22 protein-coding genes and 1 tRNA gene are annotated in these 24986 nt (G+C 61.7%); 7 read left to right on the forward strand and 16 right to left on the reverse strand.

Annotated features, from left to right (window positions below; translation table 11 throughout):
* Nucleotides 1-18: 18 nt before the first annotated feature.
* Together R2N16_RS00370 and trmB are read left to right on the forward strand one after the other, a co-directional pair.
* Nucleotides 19-92, forward strand: a tRNA-Gly gene (locus R2N16_RS00370).
* Nucleotides 93-178: 86 nt separating this feature from the next.
* Nucleotides 179-940, forward strand: coding sequence for a tRNA (guanosine(46)-N7)-methyltransferase TrmB (trmB, locus tag R2N16_RS00375; RefSeq protein ID WP_316663425.1), 762 nt, complete (start codon nucleotides 179-181; stop codon nucleotides 938-940).
* A 23-nt stretch (nucleotides 941-963) separates the two neighbouring features.
* On the opposite strand, the gene R2N16_RS00380 is transcribed toward trmB, so the two are convergent.
* The 4 genes from R2N16_RS00380 to R2N16_RS00395 all read right to left on the reverse strand — a co-directional run bounded on the left by R2N16_RS00380 (nucleotide 964) and on the right by R2N16_RS00395 (nucleotide 3984).
* On the reverse strand, nucleotides 964-2076 hold the full coding sequence (locus R2N16_RS00380) for an NADH:flavin oxidoreductase/NADH oxidase (protein ID WP_316663427.1): 1113 nt from the start codon (nucleotides 2074-2076) through the stop codon (nucleotides 964-966).
* Nucleotides 2077-2193: 117 nt separating this feature from the next.
* Nucleotides 2194-3075 carry an undecaprenyl-diphosphate phosphatase gene (locus tag R2N16_RS00385; protein ID WP_316663429.1) on the reverse strand — a complete coding sequence of 294 codons (882 nt, stop codon included), beginning with the start codon at nucleotides 3073-3075 and terminating at the stop codon, nucleotides 2194-2196.
* 51 nt (nucleotides 3076-3126) lie between these two features.
* Nucleotides 3127-3720 (reverse strand): DUF1439 domain-containing protein, encoded by a 594-nt coding sequence (locus tag R2N16_RS00390; protein WP_316663432.1) that lies wholly within the window; start codon nucleotides 3718-3720, stop codon nucleotides 3127-3129.
* A gap of 6 nt (nucleotides 3721-3726) precedes the next feature.
* Nucleotides 3727-3984: a YkgJ family cysteine cluster protein gene (locus R2N16_RS00395; RefSeq protein WP_316663434.1), complete on the reverse strand. Its 258-nt coding sequence runs from the start codon at nucleotides 3982-3984 to the stop codon at nucleotides 3727-3729.
* A 183-nt stretch (nucleotides 3985-4167) separates the two neighbouring features.
* On the opposite strand from R2N16_RS00395, the gene R2N16_RS00400 reads away from it, so the two are divergent.
* The 4 genes from R2N16_RS00400 (at nucleotide 4168) to R2N16_RS00415 (ending at nucleotide 7589) form a co-directional block, all read left to right on the forward strand.
* Nucleotides 4168-4911 carry a TetR/AcrR family transcriptional regulator gene (locus R2N16_RS00400; protein WP_316663436.1) on the forward strand — a complete coding sequence of 248 codons (744 nt, stop codon included), beginning with the start codon at nucleotides 4168-4170 and terminating at the stop codon, nucleotides 4909-4911.
* Nucleotides 4912-5006: 95 nt separating this feature from the next.
* Nucleotides 5007-5657 (forward strand): protein-L-isoaspartate O-methyltransferase family protein, encoded by a 651-nt coding sequence (locus tag R2N16_RS00405; protein ID WP_316663438.1) that lies wholly within the window; start codon nucleotides 5007-5009, stop codon nucleotides 5655-5657.
* A 25-nt stretch (nucleotides 5658-5682) separates the two neighbouring features.
* Nucleotides 5683-6015 carry a rhodanese-like domain-containing protein gene (locus R2N16_RS00410; RefSeq protein ID WP_316663440.1) on the forward strand — a complete coding sequence of 111 codons (333 nt, stop codon included), beginning with the start codon at nucleotides 5683-5685 and terminating at the stop codon, nucleotides 6013-6015.
* A 107-nt stretch (nucleotides 6016-6122) separates the two neighbouring features.
* Complete coding sequence (locus tag R2N16_RS00415) at nucleotides 6123-7589, forward strand: TolC family outer membrane protein (protein WP_487384026.1); 1467 nt, start codon at nucleotides 6123-6125, stop codon at nucleotides 7587-7589.
* Here R2N16_RS00415 and R2N16_RS00420 read toward each other — a convergent pair whose 3' ends face one another.
* The 4 genes from R2N16_RS00420 to R2N16_RS00435 all read right to left on the reverse strand — a co-directional run bounded on the left by R2N16_RS00420 (nucleotide 7590) and on the right by R2N16_RS00435 (nucleotide 12118).
* Entirely contained in the window at nucleotides 7590-8270 is a 681-nt protein-coding gene (locus tag R2N16_RS00420) for an META domain-containing protein (protein ID WP_316663442.1), read from the reverse strand. It lies immediately after the preceding gene.
* A gap of 101 nt (nucleotides 8271-8371) precedes the next feature.
* Nucleotides 8372-9688, reverse strand: a complete 1317-nt coding sequence (waaA, locus tag R2N16_RS00425; protein ID WP_316663445.1) for a lipid IV(A) 3-deoxy-D-manno-octulosonic acid transferase — start codon at nucleotides 9686-9688, stop codon at nucleotides 8372-8374.
* Complete coding sequence (gene waaC / locus R2N16_RS00430; RefSeq protein WP_316663448.1) at nucleotides 9688-10686, reverse strand: lipopolysaccharide heptosyltransferase I; 999 nt, start codon at nucleotides 10684-10686, stop codon at nucleotides 9688-9690. Before waaC ends, waaA begins: the two co-directional genes overlap by 1 nt.
* Nucleotides 10687-10729: 43 nt before the next feature.
* Nucleotides 10730-12118, reverse strand: a complete 1389-nt coding sequence (locus tag R2N16_RS00435) for a phosphomannomutase/phosphoglucomutase (protein WP_316663450.1) — start codon at nucleotides 12116-12118, stop codon at nucleotides 10730-10732.
* Between the two features lie 357 nt (nucleotides 12119-12475).
* Between R2N16_RS00435 and R2N16_RS00440 the strand changes: the two genes are divergently transcribed.
* On the forward strand, nucleotides 12476-13183 hold the full coding sequence (locus tag R2N16_RS00440) for a hypothetical protein (protein WP_316663452.1): 708 nt from the start codon (nucleotides 12476-12478) through the stop codon (nucleotides 13181-13183).
* Nucleotides 13184-13307: 124 nt separating this feature from the next.
* Here R2N16_RS00440 and R2N16_RS00445 read toward each other — a convergent pair whose 3' ends face one another.
* The 8 genes from R2N16_RS00445 to asnB all read right to left on the reverse strand — a co-directional run bounded on the left by R2N16_RS00445 (nucleotide 13308) and on the right by asnB (nucleotide 24964).
* Nucleotides 13308-15254, reverse strand: coding sequence for a polysaccharide biosynthesis protein (locus R2N16_RS00445; protein WP_316664203.1), 1947 nt, complete (start codon nucleotides 15252-15254; stop codon nucleotides 13308-13310).
* Nucleotides 15255-15262: 8 nt separating this feature from the next.
* On the reverse strand, nucleotides 15263-16438 hold the full coding sequence (locus R2N16_RS00450; protein WP_316663454.1) for a DegT/DnrJ/EryC1/StrS family aminotransferase: 1176 nt from the start codon (nucleotides 16436-16438) through the stop codon (nucleotides 15263-15265).
* A gap of 41 nt (nucleotides 16439-16479) precedes the next feature.
* Nucleotides 16480-17106, reverse strand: coding sequence for an acetyltransferase (locus R2N16_RS00455; RefSeq protein WP_316663456.1), 627 nt, complete (start codon nucleotides 17104-17106; stop codon nucleotides 16480-16482).
* Entirely contained in the window at nucleotides 17103-17696 is a 594-nt protein-coding gene (locus tag R2N16_RS00460) for a sugar transferase (protein WP_316663458.1), read from the reverse strand. Before R2N16_RS00460 ends, R2N16_RS00455 begins: the two co-directional genes overlap by 4 nt.
* Before the next feature lie 91 nt (nucleotides 17697-17787).
* Entirely contained in the window at nucleotides 17788-19029 is a 1242-nt protein-coding gene (locus tag R2N16_RS00465) for a glycosyltransferase family 4 protein (protein WP_316663460.1), read from the reverse strand.
* Nucleotides 19017-20870: a heparinase II/III family protein gene (locus R2N16_RS00470; protein WP_316663462.1), complete on the reverse strand. Its 1854-nt coding sequence runs from the start codon at nucleotides 20868-20870 to the stop codon at nucleotides 19017-19019. The genes R2N16_RS00465 and R2N16_RS00470 overlap by 13 nt, the downstream gene beginning before the upstream one ends.
* Before the next feature lie 7 nt (nucleotides 20871-20877).
* A complete protein-coding gene (locus tag R2N16_RS00475) occupies nucleotides 20878-23025 on the reverse strand; it encodes a bi-domain-containing oxidoreductase (protein WP_316663464.1) in 2148 nt (715 codons plus the stop codon).
* Between the two features lie 22 nt (nucleotides 23026-23047).
* Entirely contained in the window at nucleotides 23048-24964 is a 1917-nt protein-coding gene (gene asnB / locus R2N16_RS00480) for an asparagine synthase (glutamine-hydrolyzing) (protein ID WP_316663467.1), read from the reverse strand.
* Between the last annotated feature and the right edge of the window lie 22 nt (nucleotides 24965-24986).

Below are 24986 nucleotides of genomic sequence, written 5' to 3' on the forward strand. Positions count from 1 at the left end.
GGTAAAATAGCAGTCTGTGCGGGCGTCGTATAATGGTAATACCCTAGCTTCCCAAGCTAGAGCCGTGGGTTCGATTCCCATCGCCCGCTCCACCGAACAGTCTGAAGCCGCCCTCGGCGGCTTTTTTGTTGCCTGCGCGCCCCTCATTCCATCGACGGGCAACCGGCACGGGATCTCCATGCAGCCCATCGAACAACCGGGCACCGGCCCCGACGACATCACGCCGGAATCGCAAGACACCAATACCCCGGAAGACGCCGAAACCGGCCACCCGCGCCGCATCCGCTCCTTCGTACGCCGCGCCGGCCGCACGTCTACCGGGCAGCAGCGCGCCATCGATGAACTCGGCCCGCGCTTCCAGTTGCCCTACACCACCGAGCCGCTCGACTGGGACGCCGCCTTCGGCCGCGTCGGTGCCAAGCGCATCTTCGAGATCGGTTTCGGCATGGGCGAGACCACCGCGCACATCGCGCAATTGCGCCCGGATGACGATTTCCTGGGCGTGGAGGTGCATGAGCCGGGCGTCGGCGCACTGCTCAAGCTGATTGGCGAACGTGAGATCGGCAACATCCGCATCGTTTCCCACGATGCGGTGGAAGTGCTGGCGCAGATGATTCCGGAAGGCACGCTCGATGGCATTCACGTGTTCTTTCCCGACCCGTGGCACAAGAAGCGCCATAACAAGCGACGCCTGATCCAGGGCCCGTTCGTGGCGCGTCTGGCCGCACACCTGAAACCCGGTGGCTACCTGCATTGCGCGACGGACTGGGAGGAATACGCCCACCAGATGCTGGAGGTGCTTTCCGCCGAACCGACGCTGGAAAACACCGCCGACGGCTTCGCACCGCGCCCTGACTATCGCCCCGTCACCAAGTTCGAAAAACGCGGCCTACGCCTCGGGCATGGTGTGTGGGATGTGGTCTTCCGCAAGCGCGGCTAACCACATCCGCGCGCTAGCGCGCGTTAGCGTGCGCCGAAATGCGTATCACCGAAGAGGGTCTTTGCGTGACGCGGGAAAGCGCGCCAGTATTGCGGCGGCGCCTTGACCGTCGCGCCCAGTTCGGCGGCCGCGGCCCAGGCCCAGTGCGGGTTGTAGAGAAAGGCCCGGCCAACGGCAACCAAATCCGCATGCCCTTGTGCAACGATGGCCTCCGCCTCGTGTGCCTCGTTGATGAGACCGACGGCGATGGTCGGGATGTCCGCTTCGTTGCGGATCTTCTCGGCAAACGGCACCTGATAGCCTGTCGAGAGCGGAATCTGCTGCAGCGGCGATACACCGCCTGACGACGCATCGATCCAATCGCAACCGCGAGCACGTAGCGCCTGCGCAAATACCACCGAGTCCTCCGGCGTCCAGCCACCTTCCACCCAGTCGGTGGCCGACACGCGCACGCCCACCGGAATGTTGTCCGGCACCACGGCGCGCACCGCATCAAAAATCTCCAGCGGATAACGCATGCGGTTCTCACGCGAACCGCCGTAGGCATCAGTGCGCTGATTGGCGATCGGCGACAGGAATTCGTGCAGCAGATAGCCGTGTGCGGCGTGCAACTCGATGGCCGATAGCCCCAAACGCACAGCCCGGCGCGCGGTATCGACAAACTGGTCGCGCACGCGGGCGAGATCCGCATCGGTCATCTCGCGCGGGGCGCGTTCTTCGGGGCGCTGCGGCAACGCGGACGGGCCCATGGTTTCCCAGCCGCCAGCATCAAGCGCCAGCAATGCGCCGCCTTCCCAGGGGCGAGCGCTCGACGCCTTGCGGCCCGCGTGCGCGATCTGCATGCCGATCGGCACCAGCGCGTTCTGCCGAATGGCAGCAAGCGTGCGTTCCAGCGCGGCCTCGGTCGCGTCATCCCACAAACCCAGGCAGCCGTTGGTGATGCGCCCTTCCGGCGACACCGCGGTCGCCTCGATCATCAGCAACCCGGCACCCGAAAGCGACAGGCTGCCCAGATGCGTGTGATGCCACGCCGTAGCTTGGCCGTTGTCGGCCGAGTACTGGCACATCGGCGAGATGACGATGCGGTTCTCAAGCGTGAGACCGCGCAGGGAAGAAGGCTGGAAGAGAGCACTCATGATCGGGAGATTCGGCAGTCAGCGGCTGACGGGAAGAAACCGCCAGTGTGTCCGAATCCACCCGATCGTGCAGACGGTGCGAAAGCCTCGCACCGAGGAAGGGAAATACTCGCCGGCTTAGGCTTGCCAGGCGATGAGGTGCGTATAAGCCGTCACCAGGACGATGATGCCGAAGATGATCCGGTACCACGCAAAACCGCGGAAATCGTGTGTGGCAATGAACTTCAGCAGCCAGCGCACGCAGAAGAACGCCGAGATGAATGCCGCCACGAAACCCACCGCGAAGATCGACAGGTCATCGGCCGACAGCAGCGCGCGCGATTTGTACAGCTCGTACACCGTCGCGCCAAAAATCACGGGAATCGCCAGGAAGAACGAGAACTCCGTCGCCACCTTGCGCGACAGGCCGAACAGCAGGCCGCCGATGATGGTCGCGCCCGAACGCGACGTACCGGGAATCAGCGCGAAGCACTGCGCAAAGCCCACCTTGATGGCGTCGGAGATGCGTAGGTCATCCAGCGTTTCAATGCGTGGCGCGCCAGCCTTGGCCGCTTCGAGCAGCGCATTGGCGCGCGGGTCATGTGTCTCGCCGCGATGGCGCTCGCGCCATTCCGCCCACAGGATCACGAAGCCGCCGAGGATGAACGCCGACGCCACCACGATCGGGTTGAACAGATGCGCCTTGATTGCCTTGCCGAAGATCAGCGCAAGCGTGATCGCAGGAATCGTCGCCACGATCACGTTGATCGCAAAACGCTGCTGACGCGGGTCATTCGGCAACCCCTTGATCACGTCGATGATCTTGTGACGAAACTCCCAGCACACCGCCAGGATGGCGCCGAACTGGATGACGATCTCGAAGATCTTGCCCTTCTCGTCATTGAAGTCGAGCAGTTGGCCAGCGAGGATCAGGTGGCCGGTGCTGGAAATGGGAAGGAACTCGGTCAGGCCTTCGACGATGCCGAGAATCAGCGCTTTGATGGCGAGTGCGATGTCCATGCAGTAAGCAAAGAGGGAGAAGAAAACGAAGCGCTGGGCGTGCAGCAGAATTCAGGGCCGCTTGGCCTGAACGTGCACGCCTTCGGGCAAAACCGTGATTGTACCGGGCTCGACGGCCATGCCAGCCACTTTCAGTTGTTCGAGCTTGAACGTGTAGACCGCGTAGTCGTTGAGCAGTTGGCCGGCAATCAACGAACCGATTGCGCTGATCTGCGGTCCCACGCCGCCAGGCACATTCTGCAAATCGAAGCGATCAACACTGGGCTGGTCCAGCCGGATGGAACGCGTGGGCACGTCGTAGTGCATGCCGCTGGACACCGCCAGCGGCCCCGTCAGCGGTTGGCGGAACAGGCCGCTCTCCACCACCGCGTCTGCCTGGATGGCGATGCGATTGCGCGCGGGGTCGAGCGCCACCTGCGGGTTGGACAGCGTCACGTCAAAGAAGCCGAGAAAGCGCCGCTGGAACGGAAACTTGCGCGCCAGCGCATCCTGCATCTGGCTGCGGGAAAAGGTGTAGCCGTCGCCGGTCCAGCCGGTCGGCATGCAGGCCACGAGCGTGACGGCAATGGCCAGTGCAACAGCGGCTGCACCCGACCACCAGCGGACGCGGTGGGAGCGGGCAGCAGGTTTCGTGGAATCGGTCATGGCAAATCAGTGCGCTGCGGTAGCGATTTCAAGTCGGGTCAGGAACTGCATGGCGTGCGTGGCCGAGCCACCGCACATGTCGGGCTCAGGCTGCAGACTGCCGCACACCGCCGGACGTTCCGGCTGGCCAAAAATACGACACCCGTTGGCCTCGTCCAGTTGCACGCAGCGCACGCCTGCCGGTTTGCCGTTCGGCATGCCAGGAATGGGGCTGGAGATGGAAGGCGCGATGCAGCACGCGCCGCAGTGAGGTCGACAGTCCATGTGCTGTCCGAATCAATGAAATCTAGGCGGAAACCGCTATTGTGCACCAGCACAATCGAGGCCCAGTCCGATTGACAATGCCAATGCCGCTTGACCCGCCCTTGTGGCATGCGTACATTAATGACCGGAAAGTAAGTTATCTGTGAGTCAGTGACCTGGTGCGCTGGCTGACACCCTACCGCCGTGACTGATCAAGATTCCGAGTCTTCCTCCAAACGCTGGACCCGCCGCAAAGAGGCCCGTCCGCAAGAACTGGTCGCCGCCGCGCTGAACCTGTTCGTGGCGCGCGGCTATGCAGCCACGCGGCTGGAGGACGTAGCGTCGGCCGCAGGCGTATCCAAGGGCACGGTCTACCTGTATTTCGCCAACAAGGAAGAGCTGTTCAAGGCGGTGGTCCAGGAAAACCTGGTGCCCGCGCTGGCCGAGGGCGAAGCCCTGATCGACAGTTTTGACGGCACCAGCGAAGCGCTGCTGCACGAGATTCTGACGGGCTGGTGGGAGCTGATCGGCGAATCGCCGGCTTCGGGCCTCACCAAGCTGCTGATGGCCGAATCGGGCAACTTTCCTGACTTGGCGCAGTACTACCACGAAGAAGTCATCGAGCGCTGCGACCGCCTGTTCGCGCGCATCCTCGAACGCGGCATGGCCCGCGGCGAATTCCGCAACGTCGACATCGATCTGACCACGCTGACCATGGTCGCGCCGATGATCTTCCTGATGATGTGGAAGCACTCGTTCGGCCCATGCTCGCACCGGGAGCTCGAACCCAAGGCGTTCATCGCCCACGTGGTGTCGCTGCTGCTGCACGGCGTGCTGTGCAATCCGGTGGCGGGCGCAGTGATTCCGCCGCCACCCGCCCTTACGGCACAGCCGTGGCGTGTGCTACCCGAGGAGGCCGGCAACCGCGATGAAGGCGCGTCTTCATGACAACGTCTGCCGGAATGTCCTCCGGACTTGCTAAAATGCCGGGTTTGTCGTCAAACCCTCATTCGCATCATTCGCTCCGCGTGGAAGGCATGCCCATGGACATCGAAAAATCCCGGTTCAACATGATCGAGCAGCAAATCCGTCCTTGGGACGTGCTCGATACTGACGTGCTCGACCTGCTGGCGGTCGTCAAGCGCGAACATTACGTGCCCCAGGCCTACCAAGCCCTGGCCTTCGTCGACATGGAAATCCCGCTGCCCGGTGGCCAGAACATGCTGGCCCCGCGCGTCGAAGCCCGCATGCTGCAAGAACTGGCCGTACGCAAGCACGAAGACGTGCTGGAAGTCGGCGCGGGCTCGGGCTATATGGCCGCCCTGCTGGCCCATCGCGGCCGCCAGGTCACCACGCTCGACATCGTTCCCGAACTCGTCGCTTTCGCCCGCGACAATCTCTCGCGCAACGGCGTGACCAACGTCGACGTGGTCGAGGCCAGCGGCGCCCAAGGCTGGGGCGATGGCCTGTACGACGCCATCTGCGTGTCGGGCTCCGTGCCGGCCGTGCCGGAGGCGCTGCTCAAGCAGCTCAAGGTGGGTGGCCGCCTGTCGATCTTTGTCGGCAGCGCGCCGGTCATGGAAGCGCAGCTCATCACGCGCATCTCCAACACCGAATATCAGACGCGCAACCTGTTCGAAACGTATGTAACACCGCTGGTGGGCGTTCCCGCACCGTCGCACTTCCGCTTCTGACCCACCCGGCCCTGCCCCAATCATCATGCAACAGCTCGCTCCTACCGCCCTCGCCCAATGGCTCGCCGACGCATCGCGCGCGCAGCCTGTCCTGCTCGACGTGCGCTGGACGGAGGAGCTGGAAATCTGTGCCCTGCCCGGCGTCACGCACATCCCGATGGACCAGATTCCACAGCGCGCCGGCGAGCTGAATGCTGACCAAGACATCGTCTGCATTTGCCACCACGGCGGACGCAGCGCGCAGGTTGCGCAGTATCTGATCACGCAGGGCGGCTTTGATGCCGCGCGTGTCTACAACCTGCAAGGCGGCGTCAACGCCTGGGCTAACCAGGTGGACCCGCAGATGGCGACGTACTGATTGGGGAAGCCGCCGCCGGGCGAAAACCTGTTCAGCCTCCACGGACGATGAACAGGCTCTGACGCGCCCGCGCTGCCTTCCGAACGTTTTCCTCGCTCGGGGGCTTTATGACTGTTGCTCGCAGTAGCCGTACGCGGATGGCCGCGCGCGGTTCGCTTGTTGTGCTGTGCTGTTCGATGATGCCGATGTTCGCGTGGGCGCAATCCCAACCGAACATGCCGGCTGCGACGGACCTCCTCTCCGCCTACCGCGCCGCGCTGGCCAACGATCCGCAATTCGCGTCGGCCCGTGCGCAGTCGCTCGCGCAACGCGAAAAACTTACGCAGGGCCGCGCTGGTTTGCTACCGCAGATTGGCGGCGCCTGGAGTTCCACGCGCATCATCTTCGATCAAACCGCTCCGGCTGAATTCAACAAGACGTTCTCGTCGACGGGCTGGACGCTGTCGCTGTCGCAGCCGCTCTTCCGCTGGGACCGCTGGGAAACCTACAAGCAGGGCGAAATTGCCGCGCAGGCCGCCGAAGCGTCGCTCGCACAGGCGCAGCTCGACCTCATCACGCGCACGGCGCAGGCCTACTTTGACGTGCTCAACGCGCAGGACACGCTGCAGCTTGCCACCGCGCAGCGCGATGCGATCCAGCAGCAGTATGAGCAGGCGCGCCGCAACTTCGACGTCGGCAACGCCAACATCACCGACGCGAACGACGCACAGGCTCGCCGCGATGCGATCGACGCCAGCGTCATCGCCGCACGCAGCGACTTTGAGATCAAGCAATCAGCGCTCAAGCAGATCATCGGGGAGCCCGTTGGCATGCTGGCCGGCGTGCGCACGGCCGTCACGATCCCCCAGCCCGACCCGGCTTCAGCAGAACCCTGGGTGGAGCAGGCGCGCAGCAGCAACCTGCAAGTGGCGCTGGCGCAGTACAACCTGCAAAACGCCGAGCGCGATGTGAAGAAGGCAACCGCAGGCCATCTGCCTTCGGTCGATCTGGTGGCACAGACTGGCCACACGAATGCCAGCGGCAACCAGTACTTGCCGTCGCTGCCGGGTGGCGCGCGCTTCGACAGTTCACAGATTGGCGTGCAGGTGTCGATTCCGATCTTTGCGGGCGGCGCGATCCAGTCGCGCGTGCGTGAAAACATCGCGCTGGAAACCAAAGCCGCAAACGATCTCGAATTTGCCCGCCGCTCTGCCGAGCAAGGCGCGCGGCAAGCCTATATCGGCGTGATTGCCGGGTTGGCGCAGGTGAAGGCGCTGGAAGCGGCCGAGCTGTCGGCGCGCACAGCCTACGACTCCAACCAGCTCGCCTACGGTGTGGGCGTGCGCATCGGCACTGACGTGCTGAATTCACAGGCGCAGCTCTTTCAGGCACGGCGCGATCTGGCGCGCGCGCGTTACGACACCATCGTCAACGGGCTGCGGCTGAAGTCCGCCGCCGGCTCGTTGAGTGAAGCAGACGTGATCCAGGTGAACACGCTGCTCACGGCCAACGGTTCGAGCGATATCACCGCGTTGCCGCCGGCGAGCGCCAAGCCCGGATCGGCAAAACCTGCCGGCAAATCAGCCAAACGCTGATCAGTGTGTCTGGCCGCGCGGCGGCAGCGGCCGCTCGGCAAACTGCAGCAGCGCGCCGCTGGTGGTTTTCCAGATGACCTGGCGACCCTGCTTGCCGTTGGCCGAGGGCTGCATACCGACGGTCGCCAGCGGCGATTTGAGCGCCTCCAGGAAGGCAGTCTCCAGCTCCATACGCGCGGGGTCGCACGCCATGCGGGTCGACACCAGATTGCCGAAGCGCATGCCCGAGGCGAGCTTCTCATACGGCCCGGAGAAGCGATTGCAGCCCGAGTAGCCTGACACCACGCCGTTGGCCGCCTCCAGCCCCGCGCTGAATTCGATTGAGATCGGCTGCGTGGCAGGGTCAGCGTCGTCGCCCTCGGCAGATGGCAATTCCTTGGGGGCGGCGCCCGACTCTTGCCAACGCACCAGCACGAAGCGCGAGCGTCCTTCGCCCTGCGCTTGGGCGAGCGTCGCCTGGCCAGGATTGGGCGCGGCGTTAGCGGGTGTCTGTTTGGTTTCAGCGGCCGGCGCTGACGCGGCAGCCGGGGCCGTGGCGGCCGGTGCGGATGAAGGCGCCGGTGTCATGCAGCCGGCACCGATGATGGTGGCGGCGGTCATTGCGGCCAGCGCCAATGCGGTCAGCACCACGCGGCGCGGCGTTTGCAGCAGGCTCGGCTTGGGACGATTCGGTTGGGACATGAACGGGTCGTGAACGGTAACGGAATGCAAACCACATGAAGAGCCGTTAGTCTGTCAGGCTCGCCATGAGTTCGCACTTTTCGTGCCGGACATGCACAGCGTTACAGAGTCGGCAGCACCAAGGACGCCACAGCCTCCACCGTGCGCGCCGTTGCACCGCCATGTGTGGCAGCAAAGGCCAGCGCGGCGCGCGATGCGGTCTCGCGTGCATCGGCATCGGACAGCCACGCGTCGATCACACGCATCACCGCAGTGGCGTCTTCCACCTGCTCGCAAGCCCCCGCAGCCACGGCATCGCGCGTCGCCTGCGCAAAATTGAAGGTGTGCGGGCCGATGACCACGGGCGTGCCAACCGCGCAGGCCTCGATCAAATTCTGCCCGCCCAGCGGAAGCAGGCTGCCGCCGATGAACGCCGCTTCCCCGGCCGCGTAATACAGCGCCATCTCGCCCATCGAGTCACCGAGCAGGACGTCGGCATCAGTCAGTTCATCGGCGTCCGTCACGCCTGCCGCAGACACCGACAACGCACTGCGACGCACGACACGCAAGCCTGCGCGTTCGGCCGCTTGGGCAACTTCATCAAAACGCTGCGGATGACGCGGCACGAGAATCAGCAACGCATGCCGGCGACCGACATGCTGCGCGCGATGCGCTTGCCACGCGTCAAGCAGTAACGCCTCTTCGCCCTCACGCGTGCTGGCCGCCACCCATGCCGATCGACCGCGCAGCGCATCGTGCAGCACGCGGCCCGCCATGATCTGGTCCACATGCGGAGTGATGTCGAACTTCAGGTTGCCGGTCACGCGCACGCGCGGCACGCCCAGCGAGCGGTATCGATCGGCATCGTCGGGCGTCTGGGCCAGTACGGCGGCGAGCTGAGCGTACGTCTGACGTGCGGCATCCCCCAAGCGCGCGGTGCGCCGGTGACTGCGCGCAGACAGGCGTCCGTTGACGAGCACCATCGGCACGCCAGCCATGTAGGCGCGCTCAATCAGCACCGGCCAGATCTCGGTCTCCATCAGCAGGCCGAGGCGCGGTTGAAAATGACGCAGAAACCGATCGACTGCACTCGGCAAATCGTACGGCAGATACGCCTGGATGACGCGGCCGTTGCGTTGCGCCGCGAATTCGGCGCCGGTGCGGCGACCCGTCGGCGTCATGTGCGTCAGCAAGACAGCATGGTGCGGAAAGCGCGCGAGCAGCGCATCGATGAGTGGCTGCGCGGCGCGTGTCTCACCCACGGACACGGCATGTACCCACAGCAACGGACGATCCGGATTCGGGCGCGGTGGGTAAAAGCCAAGCCGCTCGCCGACATGCTGGCGATAACCGGGCTCCTTGCGGCCACGCCACCACAGCCGCAGCAATGCGAACGGCAGCGCGACGCGCCACAACCAGCGATACAGAACGCGCAGCATCAGAGCACACCCAGCGCACGCAGCGCGTCGAGCGCTTGCGCGCTGGTGGGATGGGCCTCGGCGCTGCCGAGGTCATGCACGTTGGGCGTCCAGTAGCCACCCGTGCGCCACGACGTGGTGAAGTTGTAGAGCGCCACGGTCGGCTTGCACAGCGCGGCAGCAATGTGCACGAGACCGGTGTCCACGCCCACCACCGCGGTCGCCTGCTCGAGAAACGCCGTCACGTCCGGCAGCGACATGCGCGGCGGAATCACCACGCGCCCGACCATGCCCGGCACCGCGGAGACGATGGCTTCGCGGATCGATTCACTCGTGCGCCGCTCGGCCTCGCTGCCCCACGGCAGCGCGATGGCGTAGTCGCGCGCCAGCAACTCACGCGCGACGTCCACCCACGCAGCCAACGGCCACCCCTTGTCGGCACGCGATGTCGCATGCACCAGCGCCACATACGGCCGCGGCAGACTGAACGGCAACTCGGCTGGCGGTTGCAACCCGAAATCGATGGTGTCGGATAGTGTGTAACCGAGCGCCTCCGCGACCATGCGGCGCGAGCGCGCGACCACGTGGATATGCGGCTCCATCTCAATCTTGCGTTGATAGAAGAGCTTGGCGAGCGGCTCATAGCCGGCGCCTTCCGTGCGATTGCCGAAGCCTGCCACGAACCCGCTCGGCGTCAGCTTGGCCTGCGCGGCAATGAGCGCCGTCTTGATGAGCCCCTGCGTGTCGAGCACCGCGTCGTACGACTTGGCGCGCAACGCACGACGAAACGCCGTTATCTCGCTCCACGTCTTCCCAGAACCCAGCGACTTGCGCCAGCGCCGCAGCGCAAACGGAATCACGCCCTGCACACCGCGCACGATGCGAACGATACCGGCGAAGCCTTCTTCGACCACCCAGTCGATCTCGGCATCCGGATAAGCGCGCAGGATATCGGCCACGACCGGCGTGCAATGCACCACATCGCCAAGCGACGATACCTTGACGATCAGCACACGCATGCCGTCACCCTTTCCCCCAACTTCATGAGTGCGGACCGTGCGATCAGAACGGCAGTTGCGCGTCCGGCTTCTCGGCCAGAATCACGCGGCGGAATTCGCCCTGGATACGCGCCATCGCGGTATCGTTGTCGGCCTCAAAACGCATCACCACCACCGGCGTGGTGTTGGACGGGCGCGCCAGGCCAAAGCCGTCTTCGTATTCCACACGCACACCATCGATACGATTGACTTCCTTCGCGCCTGCAAACGTAGCGTTGGCCTTGATCTTGTCGAGCAGCTCGAACGACTCGCCTTCGGCGCACTTCAGTTGCAACTCAGGGGTGCAGTGTGAGTTCGGCAGCGCGTTGAGCGTCGCGCTGGGGTCCACCAGGCGCGAGACGATCTCCAGCAGGCGCGCGCCCGTGTACAGCCCGTCATCGAAGCCGTACCAGCGGTCCTTGAAGAAGATGTGGCCGCTCATCTCGCCGGCCAGCGGCGCGCCGGTTTCCTTCAGCTTGGCCTTGACCAGCGAATGGCCGGTCTTCCACATCGTGGCCTTGCCGCCGTGCTCACGAATAAACGGCGCCAGCTTACCCGTGCACTTCACGTCGAAGATGATCTCGCCACCCGGATTGCGCGACAGGACTTCCTGCGCGAACAGCATCAGTTGACGGTCGGGGAAGATCACCTGGCCGTCCTTGGTGACCACGCCCAGGCGGTCGCCATCGCCATCAAAAGCGAGGCCCAGTTCGCAGTCGGTAGTCTGCAGCGTGCGCACGAGATCCTGCAGATTCTCGACGTGTGCCGGGTCCGGATGGTGGTTCGGGAAGTGGCCATCCACCTCGCAGAACAGCTCCGTCACCTCGCAGCCCATCGCACGGAACAGCTCCGGCGCAAACGCACCTGCCACGCCGTTGCCGCAATCCACGGCAATCTTCATCGGGCGGCTCAGCTTGACGTCCGAGACGATTCGGTCGATGTACTGCCGGCGGATGTCCACCTGGACATAGTCGCCTGCGCCTTCGGTAAAGTCGCCCTGCTCGATGCGCGTGCACAGGGCTTGAATTTGCTCGCCGTAGATGGCTTGGCCCGCCAACACCATCTTGAAGCCGTTGTAGTCCGGCGGATTGTGGCTGCCGGTGACCATCACGCCCGACGTGGCGCGACGGCCAGCCAGTTCGATGTTGGTGCCGAAGTACACCATCGGCGTAGCCACGAGGCCCAGATCGATCACATCGACCCCGCTTGCGCGCAGGCCGTCCGCCAGCGCTGCCAGCAGTTCAGGACCCGACAGACGGCCGTCGCGGCCGATGACGACGGCGGATTCGCCCTTGGCGCGCGCTGCGGAACCGAAGGCACGGCCGATCAGGCGTGCGGTTTGAGCATCGACGGTTTTTCCGACGATGCCGCGGATGTCGTAGGCTTTGAAGATGGTGGGGTTGATGGATTGCATAAATCGTACGGATTTAGATCACAGTTGACATTGTAAGCGCTGGTGAAAAAGTGTCTGCCGATGCCCCGCTGACGATAAGATCAGACGAGCCAGTAGCAACAACGCTGCCCGGTGTCTTGGGGTACACCTCCCCTCAGAGAAGGGAGACTGCCGCGTTACAATGCCGACTCCTGTAAGTTAATCAGATTTTTTTTTTCATCCAACATGACCGTAACGCCTCTGGAAGAGCAACCAACCACCGCCAATGTGATTCGAGTCCTACGGGACGCAGCCAGATGGGTTCTGTTGGCAGGTGTAGTTGGCGGGGTTGCTGGGCTGGCTGCTTCGGTTGTGGTTCCGCCGCGCTGGACAGCGAAGTTGACAGTGCAGATCGGTCAGGTCGCCATGGCCAATGCCAGTGGAACCCCTGTTAAGTTTTCGCTTGAAAATCAATTGACAGCGGCCGAGCGTGTCAATCAGCCGAATTTTCGCCTTGACGTCGTCAAGGCACTCGGACTTCCTTCGCCAGACGCTGGTAATAGGAAAGCTGACTTGGCGTTTGAATCCCTACGCGCGTCCGCAGAGCGTAGTCCCGATCTGATCACACTACAGGCATCGAGCTACTCAAAAGAAGATGCGCTTGAGATCGTCGACACAGCATTCAAGAGCCTCTCCACAACGCATCGGAAACTCTTCGAACAATCCACGGAAGTCACCCAACATGAGCTGACGCGAGCGCAGGAGAACCTGTCAGCTGCGGATGCCGAATATCGTAGCGCGACAAGCGCACTCAAGTCAGGCTACACCACAAATGCTGCCACAGCAGCCGGAGCACGCGACGTATTGGTTTCAAACACTGTATCGCTTCTCCGTGCACAGGTAAGCGATCTGCACCAACAGGTCAATGCTTACAGAGATGCGCTATCTCCCGTGCAGAGCTATCCGACGCGTGCAGTGGCGCCGGCCTACGCTCCGGAGCGCCCCAGCACTCCCAGCAGGACTGTCTGGGTGCTCGGTGGCTTCGTTATCAGCCTGCTGGTTGGCGCTACGCTGGCTCTGCTGCGGGACGCGCTGAAAAGTACCTGAGAGGTAAGTCCAGGTGCGCTCGAGTTTGGCCCGATCTTGAAGGAGCAGGAACGTGGGCAGCATCGTGGCGCCACGATGCGCCATTCCTAAAGCTCAGTTGATGACGCTCCGTCCTATAAATTATCTAGGCGGCCGCTTGGTTCGATGAAATCGAAACGACCTGCGACGTTTGCGGCCCATAACCGTGAACGTATCCACGCAGGATTTCCTTGATCAGTTTCTCATCACTTCGCATCGCCGCATCCCGCATCTGGGACAGAACGGGCGCGAAGCGCGGCCACGGCACGTAGTCTTCACGCGCCTTCATGATCCGTTCGTGGATCGTCCCTTCGGGACTGTCTCCGATCAGCAACTCTTCATAGAGCTTCTCGCCAGGCCGCAGTCCCGTAATTTTGATGGCGACATCTCCGTTTGGATGGTTATCGTCCCGCAACGTCAAACCGGACAGTTGCACCATGCGACGCGCCAGATCCATGATTCTTACGGGCTGCCCCATGTCGAGTACAAACACTTCCCCGCCATGCGCCATGGCACCAGCCTGCAGCACAAGCTGAGCGGCCTCGGGAATGGTCATGAAATAGCGCGTGACCTCCGGGTGCGTAACGGTAAGAGGCCCGCCCTCGAGCAATTGCCGGCGGAACAGCGGCACCACGCTACCACTGCTTCCAAGTACATTGCCGAAGCGCACCATGGCAAACACGGTCTTGTTGGGCACGTTCGACAGAGGCGCTCCGTTCAGCAACCCGAAATCAATCGACTCAGCCGCTGCAAGGGCTTGCAGCACGAGTTCTGCCATGCGCTTGGAGGCACCCATGACATTGGTGGGACGCACGGCCTTGTCCGTCGACACCAAGACAAAATACTCAGCGGCGCTTTCCATGGCTGCACGTGCCATGTTTAACGTGCCAAACACGTTGTTCAGCACACCCTCCGATGCATTGCACTCTACAAGCGGCACATGTTTGTATGCTGCCGCGTGATATACGGTAGCGGGCCGATGAGCCTGGCAGATTTCCCGCAGACGCTCCAGATTCGCCACACTTGCGAGAAGCGGTACTATCTCCACGGACAGGCGATTCTCAAGGCACAAACCTTCCAGCTCACGGTGAATCGAATACAGCCCAAATTCGTTGTGCTCGACGAGAACCAGCTTACGCGGACGCTCCAGCACGATCTGACGGCAGAGTTCGCTGCCGATGCTGCCTCCGGCGCCAGTAACCAGAACGGTCTTGTGGCTCAGGTTGCTGGCCAGCAACTCCTCGTCGGGCGGAACCGGCGCCCGCCCTAAGAGGTCTTCCACATCCAGCTCTTGAAAGTCGCGGACCGTCACTTTCCCCGAGGCAAGATCGACGAGCCCAGGTAGCGTACGCACATGCACGGGAAGCTCGCGCAGCTTAGCGATAATGGCGTTTCGCTGGGCGCGCCCGAGCGATGGAACTGCCAGCAGGATATCCGTAACGCCCATGCGCTCGACAGCCTCTGCAACCTCGTCGTGCCCGATGATGTCCAAGCCGTTGATGGTACGGCCGACTTTGGTGGGGTCGTCATCGATGAAGCCCAGCAGCACAAACTCGCGCGTCACGCTCAGAGCTGATGCCGTTTGGGCTCCCGCCTCGCCTGCACCATAGATCAACAGCCGCCCTATCCCGTGGTAGGACTTGCCTGATTGCCCAGCAAGCCAGAACCGCGCCATTGCCCGGCTCGTACTGACGAGCAAGAGGAACAAAATCGGTTGAATCAAGCCGACACTGCGCGGCACACCATCCCATTTGAACAGGATGATTGCCACGAAGAACAGCGCACCGTAAAGACCCACTGCCTTGGCCGTGGTCGCCAGTGCGGCCATACCGGTGTAGCGAAAGATGGCGCGATACAGTCCAAAACGCACAAACAACGGAAATGCCAACAGCGGCGCAAGCAGATACACATAGATTTGTTGCACCTGCGGCAAGCCCGCCTGATCAATCCGCAGATAGAAGGCAATCCATACCGCGATCAACGACAGCAACAGGTCGAGCACGACGACCAAGAAGCGCTTGGTCGGCCGCGATAACTCGAGTAGAGGGCTCATCAGCTTGTTCACCGGGCCGCCCGCGTCAGCACATCGTCCACCACCGTGCACGTCTTGGCGATCTCGGCATCCGTCAAGGTGGGATGTACCAGGAACATCACACTGGTCTGGCCCAGCGAGCGTGCGACTGGTAGCGGAGCACCCGGACGCCAGCCCGTATTGTCGAATGCCTTTTCAAGGTATACCTCGGAACACGAGCCTTGGTAGCAAGGAACGCCTGCCGCATTGATTTCTTCAATGATCCTGTCGCGCGTCCAGCCTTGCGCTAAATGCTTCGGCTCGACATAGACATAGCATTTGTAGTGAGCGTGCACATCGCCTACCGGCACCTCGGGCACACGCACGACAGCATGCTGTCGACAGGCCGCCCAGATGGCTTCTGCATGTGCCGTACGACGAGCAGTCCAATCAGACATCCGACCCAGTTGGATGCGGCCAATAACGGCCTGCATTTCAAGCATGCGCCAATTGGTACCGAAACTCTCATGCAACCAGCGGAAGCCAGGTGGATGCGGGCGCTCGTAAACCGCCTCATAGCTCTTGCCATGGTCCTTAAATGACCACATGGCACGCCAGAGCGCTTCGTCATTGGTCGTGACCATGCCGCCCTCACCGCCTGTGGTCATGATTTTGTCCTGACAGAAACTCCACGCGCCAATATGGCCGATCGAGCCGACGCTGCGGCCACGATACTGGGTACCGTGAGCCTGAGCACAGTCTTCAATCACCTTGAGGCCATGCTGGTCGGCTAGCGCCATGATCGGATCCATGTCGCAAGGCCACCCGGCAAGGTGCACGCAGACCACGGCTTTGGTGCGCGGCGTCAAAACGCGGGCAATGGTCTCTGCCGACAGGTTGCCACTGTCCGCCTCCACATCGGCAAAGACCGGCGTCGCTCCAGCGTTGACGACAGAGGAAATGCTGGCGATGAACGTGCGCGGCGTCACGACGACTTCATCACCGGAACCGATGTTCAGTGCCTTCAGCGCAACGTCGAGCGCGAGCGTGCCATTGGCCAATGCGACGGCATAGCGTGTACCCGTCCACTGAGCGAACTCTTTCTCGAATTCACGACATTCCGTGCCCGTCCAGTAGTTGACCTTGTTGGACATAAGCACACGCTGAACGGCATCGGCTTCTTCAGCGGTGAAACTCGGCCACGGGGAAAAAGGGGTATTTAGCATAAGTACGTCAACAATCGATTGTTCAGATAATGGTGCGGCGCTCAGGTGTTCGAAATCGGCTTGGCTGGACAGCCAACGACGGTCGACCTTTCCATCACAGCACTTACCACGACTGCACCAGCGCCCACCAACACGTACGATCCAATGCGGGTGCCTTGCCGCACTGCAGCGCCCACACCCACCCAACTGAAATCACCAACGGTCACATTGCCCGACAGATGCGCTCCCGGACTGATATGTACCCCTTGCCCGAGCACGCAATCGTGGTCAACGGTCGCTCCGGTGTTGACGATAGCGGCCTCGCCAACGACGGCGTCCGCGTTGATCACCGCGTTAGCCATGACCACAGAGCCTGGACCAAGACGCGCATACGGGCTGACATAGGCACGCGGGTGCACTACCGTTGCTACAATCGCTTTAGCTTCTTGCAGGCTGCGCTGCTTTTGCCAACGAACCTCGCAATTCCCGATGGACACCATCACTCCATCGAACTCCTGAACGCGGGCGAGCAACGCTGCCGTATCGCCGACAACGGCCCAATGACCATTCTTTTCAATGTTTGGCCACGAGTCGTCAAAAAATACTACATCCTGCCAACCCGCCGCTATTGCGGCATCGGCAACGACTTTGCCATGGCCGCTTGCACCCAATAGTGCGAGTCGCTTCATGGCTTGTTTCCGGTGAACTTCGACATGGTAGCCTCTCCATCCGCGCTGATGCCTTCGCGCACAAGTACCTTGCGCACGGTCAGCCACAGGATCTTGATGTCCAACCACAGCGAGTGATTGTCGACATACCAGACATCCAGTCGAAATTTGTCCGCCCAGCTCAGCGCATTTCGGCCGTTGACCTGAGCCCAGCCTGTCACGCCGGGGCGAACTTCATGGCGCCGGGCCTGCTCGGCAGAATACAGCGGCAGATATTCCATGAGCAGCGGTCTTGGTCCTACAAGGCTCATATCACCCTTGACGACGTTCCATAGTTCGGGCAACTCGTCCAAGCTGGTTGAGCGCAGAAATCGACCAAACGGCGTGAGACGCTCGACGTCAGGCAGCAACTGACCATCGGTCCCACGCGCGTCCGTCATGGTGCGGAACTTCACCATTTCGAAGGGCTCGCCGTGCAAACCGGGCCGACGCTGGCGAAAAAACACAGGGCTACCCAATTTGCGGCGAATGGCCCAGACCAACAGCAAAAATGGTATCGACAGCATCACCAGTGCTAGCGTGGCGAGCAGAAAATCAAAGAAGCGCTTCATCGGTTACGTTTGCCATTTGTCGGGGTGCAGCGTCGATCAGGCTCGCCGCGCTGCGATCAGCATTCATTCCGCTCTTGTACTTTCATGGGATTTAAGCGCCGCTCCCAGCGGGAGCGACAGACTCTAAGGTCTGCAGCCACAGATCGGCCAGCTTCGCACGATCAAAATCGCGTTCAGCCAGAGCGCGTGCCCGCTGACCCATTGCCTTCAACGTATCCCGATCATCGGCCGCACGCTCCAATGCATCCGCGAAAGCGCTGGCATCGTCTGGGGGCACGGCAAAACCGCAATCCTCTGTGGCAATCATCTCGGCAAGCCAGCCAGGATAGTTATTGAGGACAGGCAGCCCTGCAGCGATGTAGTCAAAGAACTTGTTCGGCGACGTTCCAAAATAGAACGCGGGGACGTTGGCAAGCACCTGCAAGCCGACATCCGTGGACGCCATTAAACCGGCCAGCTTGCCCTTGTTCACCGCCGCATGGAACACGACGTTGTCGAGTTGCTCTTGCCTAGCACGCGCTTCCAGCGCCGGTTTGAGTTTCCCCTGTCCGATCAGAACGATTTTGATATCGGCACGACCTCGCCGCTTCAGTTCAACGGCAGCGTCGAGCACCGCATCCAAGCCATTGGCCATGCCATGTGTACCTGCAAAGACTGCCATCAGGTCACTAGGCTGCACACCGAGCGGACGCCAAGGCTCCGCTGACGAATCGAAAATAGACAGGTCACAACCATTCGGGACCATGGCGATTCGCTCCTCGGGTACGCGGCGATGCGCGATCCCCTCGACGATACCCGGCGACAAACCGATCACGCGGTGAGCAGAACGATAGCTTGTCCATTCAAGCACGCCCATTGCCCACAGAATCGCCGGATTTCGGATCACGCCCATTGCGCGCGGCAATTCAGGCCACAGGTCGCGTACCTCAAAGACAAACGGTTTGCTGCGCAGCCAGCGCGCAAAGATCCCCGGCAGCCCAGCAGTCAGCGGCGTCGTCGTGGCGAATATGACGTCGTACGGCTCGGTCAACGCGAAGCTGATGCTACGCAGTGCGAACTTGAGGAACGTCGCCGTCCGCTTGATGAAACCATCACTGTTCGAATAGGCAAGGTCGAGCTCGATGACGTCGATGCCTTCGACCACTCCTCGCCTCATGCCGCGCTGGAATGCCGTATCCAGTCCGGTGTGCCCACCGGCGAAGCTGCCGCACACCATGGTGACCGAATGGCCAGCCGCGACAAGCCGCCGAGCCATCGCGTAGGAGCGAATGCCACCTGTGCCCCGCGGGGTTACAAAGTGCTGATGAAAATACAGAACCTTCATGTTGACCATTCGTATCGGGAAATCAACGTGCCGCTATGAGCCACTTCGAATTCCAACACCGGTATTGTCGTTTTATCGAGGTAGTACAAAGACTCCCACCCTTCCGCAAGCTCACACCGCGTGACCGGCACATCGGCCGACACATGCAGCCGATGTCCATTGGCCATACTAAGCACAAAACCAGAGCCGGGCTCGTCCGACTCCAGCGTCCAGTCGCCAGGGGCAAGCCTCCATCGCAATACCGCGCGTTCAGCAAAGCCGTTCACGCGATCGCGTACCTCAAGATAATTCGTATGCAACTGCAGGGAGCGCTGGTGAAATGCCCCTTGATCGTCGGAATACGCTGCCGCCATCGTTACAGGATCAGAGCCCGACAGCGGCTCAACCGCTTCGGCCCTAAGCCAGTTTCCGAACAGGAAACGCGACAAGCGCGGCATTTGATCACGGCCATCAAATTGCACCGTGTTGTGGCCCTGCGTACCACCGAAGTAGCTCAGCCAACGCGGCTCAGTGTTGTAGCTGAACGTGCCGGCATCACGCAGGCACGGTTGGCCCATGATCCACAGATCCACATGCAGGGCATCCGCCTGGCTTGGGCGGAAGCGGAATCGCGGATAGCGCAGCAATGCCATGGCTGAGCCATTGCGCATAACCGCAAAGCCCCCATCATCGGCTTGCAACATGCCCGGCGCCGGTGCAAGTGCGGCGGCCTCGGGCACACCAAGCCACGTAAGCATCGCGCGCGCGGACTCGCACAACGGATATGCGTGTTGCCGTCCAAACAACGCCATCGCCAGATGCACGCTGGGACGGTAATCACGGTAGGGGGCATCCGTGAGGGGAAACAAACGAGCACCATCGTTCGCGCCGACATTGGGCACGTCACCGCTCGAGGATTCCGTCATCACGTGGAGCCAGCGCGTCGCAGCCAGCACCTTCTCGTGCCACGCTGCGGAGAGCGGCGGTACACCGCAGAGCCGCTGCCATACCTCCACCCAACTGAACGTATCGAGCATCAAACGGTGGTAGTTGACAGAATATTGACTGAACGTGCCCTGCTTGCCAATCAGCCGCGCGGCTCGGTTTTCGAGCCACTTGCGTCCCCCTGCAGCCCAGGCAAAACCCTGCGCGTCGCCGAACATCGCTAACCAGGTCCCGCCGACGAACAGCGCAGCAGCTTCCGAGGTGCCATGGTTATTATCTTGCGCCATCGCGTATTGCACCGTGGGTGCAATACGCTCCAGGTGTAATTTGATCAGCGCGCGCAACGCCGGCAACGCCTCACGAACCTGCCCCAGGATCGCTGCCGCGCAAGACAGATGCATCACGCGGATGGAGGCCTCTTGTCCGCACTTCCAGTTTGGGCCGACATAAGGCGCATTCTGGCGAATCCAATCAGCCAACCATACGTTAAGGCGCGCCAGTTCCGTAGCATCCCCTTGCCGGGCACGTTGGGCGAAGGCTAGCACCCAGTCGAGGCGCGACGCCTCCCAGATTCCCTTGATATCGCCAACTTTGGAGTCAAAGTCTGGAATCTGCCACCAAGGCCGCGCAGGGTCAGGCACCCGCACGCCTGTCAGCGGGTTGGTGAACCAATCCGGCGGAGCGTCACTAACCTGCACAGGCCAGCGACCAAACCATCTTGCCTCGCGGCTCCAGCTGGAAACGGCGGGCGCATCAATGGCGGGCAGATTCGTACTGGCAAAGAACGCCCCATCCGGCACGTCGGCATGCAACCTACGCACCTTGTTGATACCCAGACGCACGCTCACGCGATAGCCCACCGCCCTCGCAATGTTAGGCAACCCCAATGCCAGGGCGACCTTGACTGTGGACCAATGAAAATTCATCTTCGAGCTACCCTTGGCTGCGCAGCAGCTCGGCGACCTCGATGGTGACGCGCGCGACCTCAAAGATCTCGTCGGCCGGAATTGCCGGCGTCCCAGTTTCGACACCAGCCAGGAAAGCCGTCGCGCAGGCGCTCTGTCCCTTGTCCTGGCGCCAGAGGTTCATCTTGCGGAACCCTGGCCAGCCGTAGCCCTTCAGCTTGCGGAAGTTGTCCAGTTGCAGCACGCGACCCGCGGCGAATACCTCAACGCGCTCCTTCGGGAAGCTGGCAGCACCATTGGCCAGATACAGGATCGTTCCAAAAGAACCGTCTTCGAAGCCCAGCGTGATCGACGCCTTGTCTTCGGTCACGGTCACGCCTGGCGTATCGCCCATGCGTCGCCCCTGAACCGAAACAATCGGGCTGCCTGCGAGAAAACGCATAAGGTCGATGAAATGGCAAGCTTCACCGATGATCCGTCCGCCGCCCACCGCATTGTCTTGCGTCCAGTGAGTCGGCGGAATCGCGCCTGCATTCATCGTCATGATGAATGACTTGGGTTCCTTAACCGCCGCGAGCAGCGCCTTCATCTTCTGCACCTGCGGCGAGAAGCGACGGTTAAAGCCGACCATGATCTGCGGACCACCGGCAGGCTTATTGGTCTGCGCCTCGTCAAACACCCGTCGCACTTCATCGAACCCGGCGTGGTCGATGGCGAGCGGCTTCTCTACGAAGACGTGCTTGCCTGCAGCCAACGCCTGCGCAACAAAACGAGCATGCGTGTCGTGGCGGGTAACGATGGCTATCGTATTGATCGCCTCGTTGGCCAGCATGCCGGAGAGATCCGTCGACGCCTCTGCAAAGCCTGCCTTCTTGCCGTGGATCACACCGTTGATGCCACCAGCCGTGACGATACTGTGGAACTGGGCCCCCGCCGCCTTGAATGCAGGAATCAGTATGCGCGACGCATAGTTGCCGGCACCGATAAATCCGAGCACCGGTCGCCGAGCATTGTAGGAAGGCGCCTGCGATATCAAGGCAACAGTGCGCTGTGTACGGGTATCGGGAGCGGACCCGTACTGCAAAACAATGCCGAGAGCGGATTTATCCGTCGTCAGTAGGTCGTATGCCTGAGTCGCGCTCTCAAAAGCAAAACGATGCGTGACAAGCGACTTCACGTTGAGCTGGCCGCCGGCCAGCATATCCAGGACGGCCTCAAAGTTGCGCTGCTCTGTCCAGCGCACGAAGCCCAGGGGGTAATCGTTGCCCTTCTCTTCGAAGCCCGGGTCGTAGCGCCCCGGACCGTACGAGCAGGACACCTGGAAGCTCAGTTCCTTCTCGTAGAAATCGGCGCGGTTGAGTTCGAGCCCCGTGACACCAACCAGCACGATGCGTCCGCGCTTGCGGCACATATGCGCCGCCTGGCTGACTGGATCGCTCGATTTTGTCGAAGCCGTAATGAGCACCGCATCGACCCCACGCCCATGAGAGAATGCCACGGCCGCGGCCACGGGGTCCTCCCCGGCGCCTGGGTTGCACGTTGCGGCGCCGAAAGCTCGTGCGAGCGCCAACTTGCTCTCATCAAAATCGATACCGAGAACGCGGCAGCCATGTGCACGCAGGAGCTGCACCGTAGCCAAACCGATCAAGCCCAGTCCGGTCACAACAATAGACTCGCCCAATGTCGGCTGAATCAGGCGGATGCCCTGAAGGCCAATTGATGCGAGCACGGTGAACGCCGCGGCCTCGCTGTCGACGTCATCCGGGACTTTAGCGCACAGATTCTTGCCAACGCGTACGATATCTGCGTGCGGGCCGTTCGAGGTCACCCGGTCGCCGACGGCGAAACCCGTGACACCTGCACCCACCTCAAGCACCACACCGACGTTGCAATAGCCCAGCGGCAACGGCTGATCGAGTTTGCTACGTACCGCCTCGACCGTCGTCATCAGCCCATCCGTCTTGACTTTGTCGAGAACCATCTTGACCTTCTCAGGCTGCTGACGGGCTTTGTCGATGAATGAAGCTCGACCGAAATCCACCAGCATCCGTTCTGTCCCGGCAGAAATCAGGCTGTGCGTCGTTCGGATCAGCAGCGTACCGGCGCTTGCGCGCGGCGCGGGTGCCTCCACCAGAGAAGTTTCACCGGTACCCATGTTCTGAAGAATCTGTTTCATTGGTTCGATCTAACGGCGTTCGTTATACAGGGTAGCGACCATCGAGGTACTGCCGACACCAGAGTTCCATACAGACCAGCGCGAAAATCGAATACGTGCCGTCGATTCGCTGCTGCTGATCAGCTCGACGCAGCGCGTCCACTGCTGCCACATCGAAAATGCCCCGACGACGAATCGACTCCGGTGACAGCAGATCGTCGACCAACGGTCTGAGCCGCGTCTGTAGCCAAGAGCGCAGTGGCACACCAAAGCCGGTTTTGGGGCGATAAATCACATCGTGGGGCAGCATCCGCTCCATGGCGCGCTTGAAAATCCATTTTCCTTCCCTGCCACGCTGCTTGTAACCGACCGGTAACCTGGCAGCAAGCTCGACCAGCTCCAGGTCCAGCAACGGCACCCGGACCTCGACGCCGGCCGCCATGCCCATCTTGTCGGTGTAGTTCAGATTGTGGTCAGCCAGGAAGTGCTTGCACTCTAGGTACAGCATCTTGTTCAGATCGGCGGTCTGTTGCGGCACCTGTTCAAGCGATGCAAGCAGCGGCTGGGCCAGCGACGCGGGTGTGAGCGATGCAGCGAAATCGCGATTCAGCAAGCCTAAGGCGCGCTCCGGCGCAAGCCACATGAAATAGCTCGCCAGACGCTCCGCAGGATCCCTGTCTGCATACTGGAGCGCCTTGCCGACACGCCGCAGCAACGGCGAGGACACCGGCAACGCCCTGCTGGTGGCAGCAAGCAGGCTTCGCGCGGGGCGCGGCAGCCATGACCAATAATGTTCTTGCTGCATTGCGAAATGTCGGCGATAGCCCGTAAAGATATCGTCACCGCCAGATCCCGAAAGCAGGACCGTGATCCCATGCTGGCGGGCAAGCTCGGAGATAAACAGTGCATTGAGCGCCGCGGGATCTGCGGTAGGCTCGTCCAGGAAATACACCATCTGTGCTAGGCGGTCCACCATCTCCGGGCCGACTTCCACAGTGTGCAGATCAACGTTCAAATGCTTGGCGACACGTTGTGCATAGGGCAGATCGGCCGCAAACCCCTCGTCTGCGACAGAGCCGTCATTCACGGCAATGGTGAAGCATTGGATACGCGTGCCCGGCAATGCTTTGCGCGCACTTGCGACGACAGCACTGGAGTCCAGCCCACCGGACAGAAATGCCCCCACAGGCACGTCCGACAGCAGTTGACGGCGCACGGCCTGCTCAACCTTCTCTGCGACGAGGTCCGCGGCTTCGTCCTCCGATACATTCAAGATCGGCTGATCGTATGGCAGATCGTAGTACCGCCACTGGCGAACAATGCGTCCGTCTTTAACGATCATTGCGTGTCCGGGCTCGACCTTGCGCACCGAACGTACGAGCGTGCGCTCGCGAGGCGACCAGAGGTACCCCAAGTGACTGAGCACAGCTTGTGGATCGAGAGCCGTATCGGCGAGCCCAGCACGCAGCAGCACCTTCATCTCGCTGGCAAAGGCAAAGCGGCTGTTGTCCGCCGTGTAGTACAGCGGCTTAACGCCGAGCTGGTCCCGCGCGACGAACAAATACTCTTTCCGCTTGTCCCAAATGGCGAGCGCAAAAATGCCGTTGAGGCGATTGAGCATCGCCTCTCCGTACTTCTCGTATAGATACAGAATCACTTCGGTATCCGAGTGGCCACGGAACACCACCCCGTCCGCCTTCAACTCGGCAGCAAGCTCGGGCGTGTTATAGATCTCGCCGTTGTAGACGATCACCGTCGCATCGCTGCGCGTAGCCATTGGCTGATGCCCGGCCTCCGAAAGATCCTGAATCGCAAGACGGCGGTGTGCAAGACCAACCCGGTTTGCCTCGAACACGACCTGCCCTTCGTCATCCGGCCCACGATGCCCGAGCACGCTGGCCAGTGCACGCAGATTCATGGCTGCAGGCTCATAGCCGGAATAGCCGACAATTCCACACATAGTTCAGATCTCTTTTCGCTTT

The sequence above is a fragment of the Ralstonia psammae genome, assembly GCF_958405935.1.
Classification (GTDB): Bacteria; Pseudomonadota; Gammaproteobacteria; order Burkholderiales; family Burkholderiaceae; genus Ralstonia; species Ralstonia psammae.

Coding starts and splice junctions, on each gene's coding strand:
- trmB (WP_316663425.1), top strand. CDS start 179: ATGCAGCCCATCGAACAACCGGGCACCGGCCCCGACGACATCACGCCG.
- R2N16_RS00380 (WP_316663427.1), bottom strand. CDS start 2,076: ATGAGTGCTCTCTTCCAGCCTTCTTCCCTGCGCGGTCTCACGCTTGAG.
- R2N16_RS00385 (WP_316663429.1), bottom strand. CDS start 3,075: ATGGACATCGCACTCGCCATCAAAGCGCTGATTCTCGGCATCGTCGAA.
- R2N16_RS00390 (WP_316663432.1), bottom strand. CDS start 3,720: ATGACCGATTCCACGAAACCTGCTGCCCGCTCCCACCGCGTCCGCTGG.
- R2N16_RS00395 (WP_316663434.1), bottom strand. CDS start 3,984: ATGGACTGTCGACCTCACTGCGGCGCGTGCTGCATCGCGCCTTCCATC.
- R2N16_RS00405 (WP_316663438.1), top strand. CDS start 5,007: ATGGACATCGAAAAATCCCGGTTCAACATGATCGAGCAGCAAATCCGT.
- R2N16_RS00410 (WP_316663440.1), top strand. CDS start 5,683: ATGCAACAGCTCGCTCCTACCGCCCTCGCCCAATGGCTCGCCGACGCA.
- R2N16_RS00415 (WP_487384026.1), top strand. CDS start 6,123: ATGACTGTTGCTCGCAGTAGCCGTACGCGGATGGCCGCGCGCGGTTCG.
- R2N16_RS00420 (WP_316663442.1), bottom strand. CDS start 8,270: ATGTCCCAACCGAATCGTCCCAAGCCGAGCCTGCTGCAAACGCCGCGC.
- waaA (WP_316663445.1), bottom strand. CDS start 9,688: ATGCTGCGCGTTCTGTATCGCTGGTTGTGGCGCGTCGCGCTGCCGTTC.
- waaC (WP_316663448.1), bottom strand. CDS start 10,686: ATGCGTGTGCTGATCGTCAAGGTATCGTCGCTTGGCGATGTGGTGCAT.
- R2N16_RS00435 (WP_316663450.1), bottom strand. CDS start 12,118: ATGCAATCCATCAACCCCACCATCTTCAAAGCCTACGACATCCGCGGC.
- R2N16_RS00445 (WP_316664203.1), bottom strand. CDS start 15,254: ATGAGCCCTCTACTCGAGTTATCGCGGCCGACCAAGCGCTTCTTGGTC.
- R2N16_RS00450 (WP_316663454.1), bottom strand. CDS start 16,438: ATGCTAAATACCCCTTTTTCCCCGTGGCCGAGTTTCACCGCTGAAGAA.
- R2N16_RS00455 (WP_316663456.1), bottom strand. CDS start 17,106: ATGAAGCGACTCGCACTATTGGGTGCAAGCGGCCATGGCAAAGTCGTT.
- R2N16_RS00460 (WP_316663458.1), bottom strand. CDS start 17,696: ATGAAGCGCTTCTTTGATTTTCTGCTCGCCACGCTAGCACTGGTGATG.
- R2N16_RS00465 (WP_316663460.1), bottom strand. CDS start 19,029: ATGGTCAACATGAAGGTTCTGTATTTTCATCAGCACTTTGTAACCCCG.
- R2N16_RS00470 (WP_316663462.1), bottom strand. CDS start 20,870: ATGAATTTTCATTGGTCCACAGTCAAGGTCGCCCTGGCATTGGGGTTG.
- R2N16_RS00475 (WP_316663464.1), bottom strand. CDS start 23,025: ATGAAACAGATTCTTCAGAACATGGGTACCGGTGAAACTTCTCTGGTG.
- asnB (WP_316663467.1), bottom strand. CDS start 24,964: ATGTGTGGAATTGTCGGCTATTCCGGCTATGAGCCTGCAGCCATGAAT.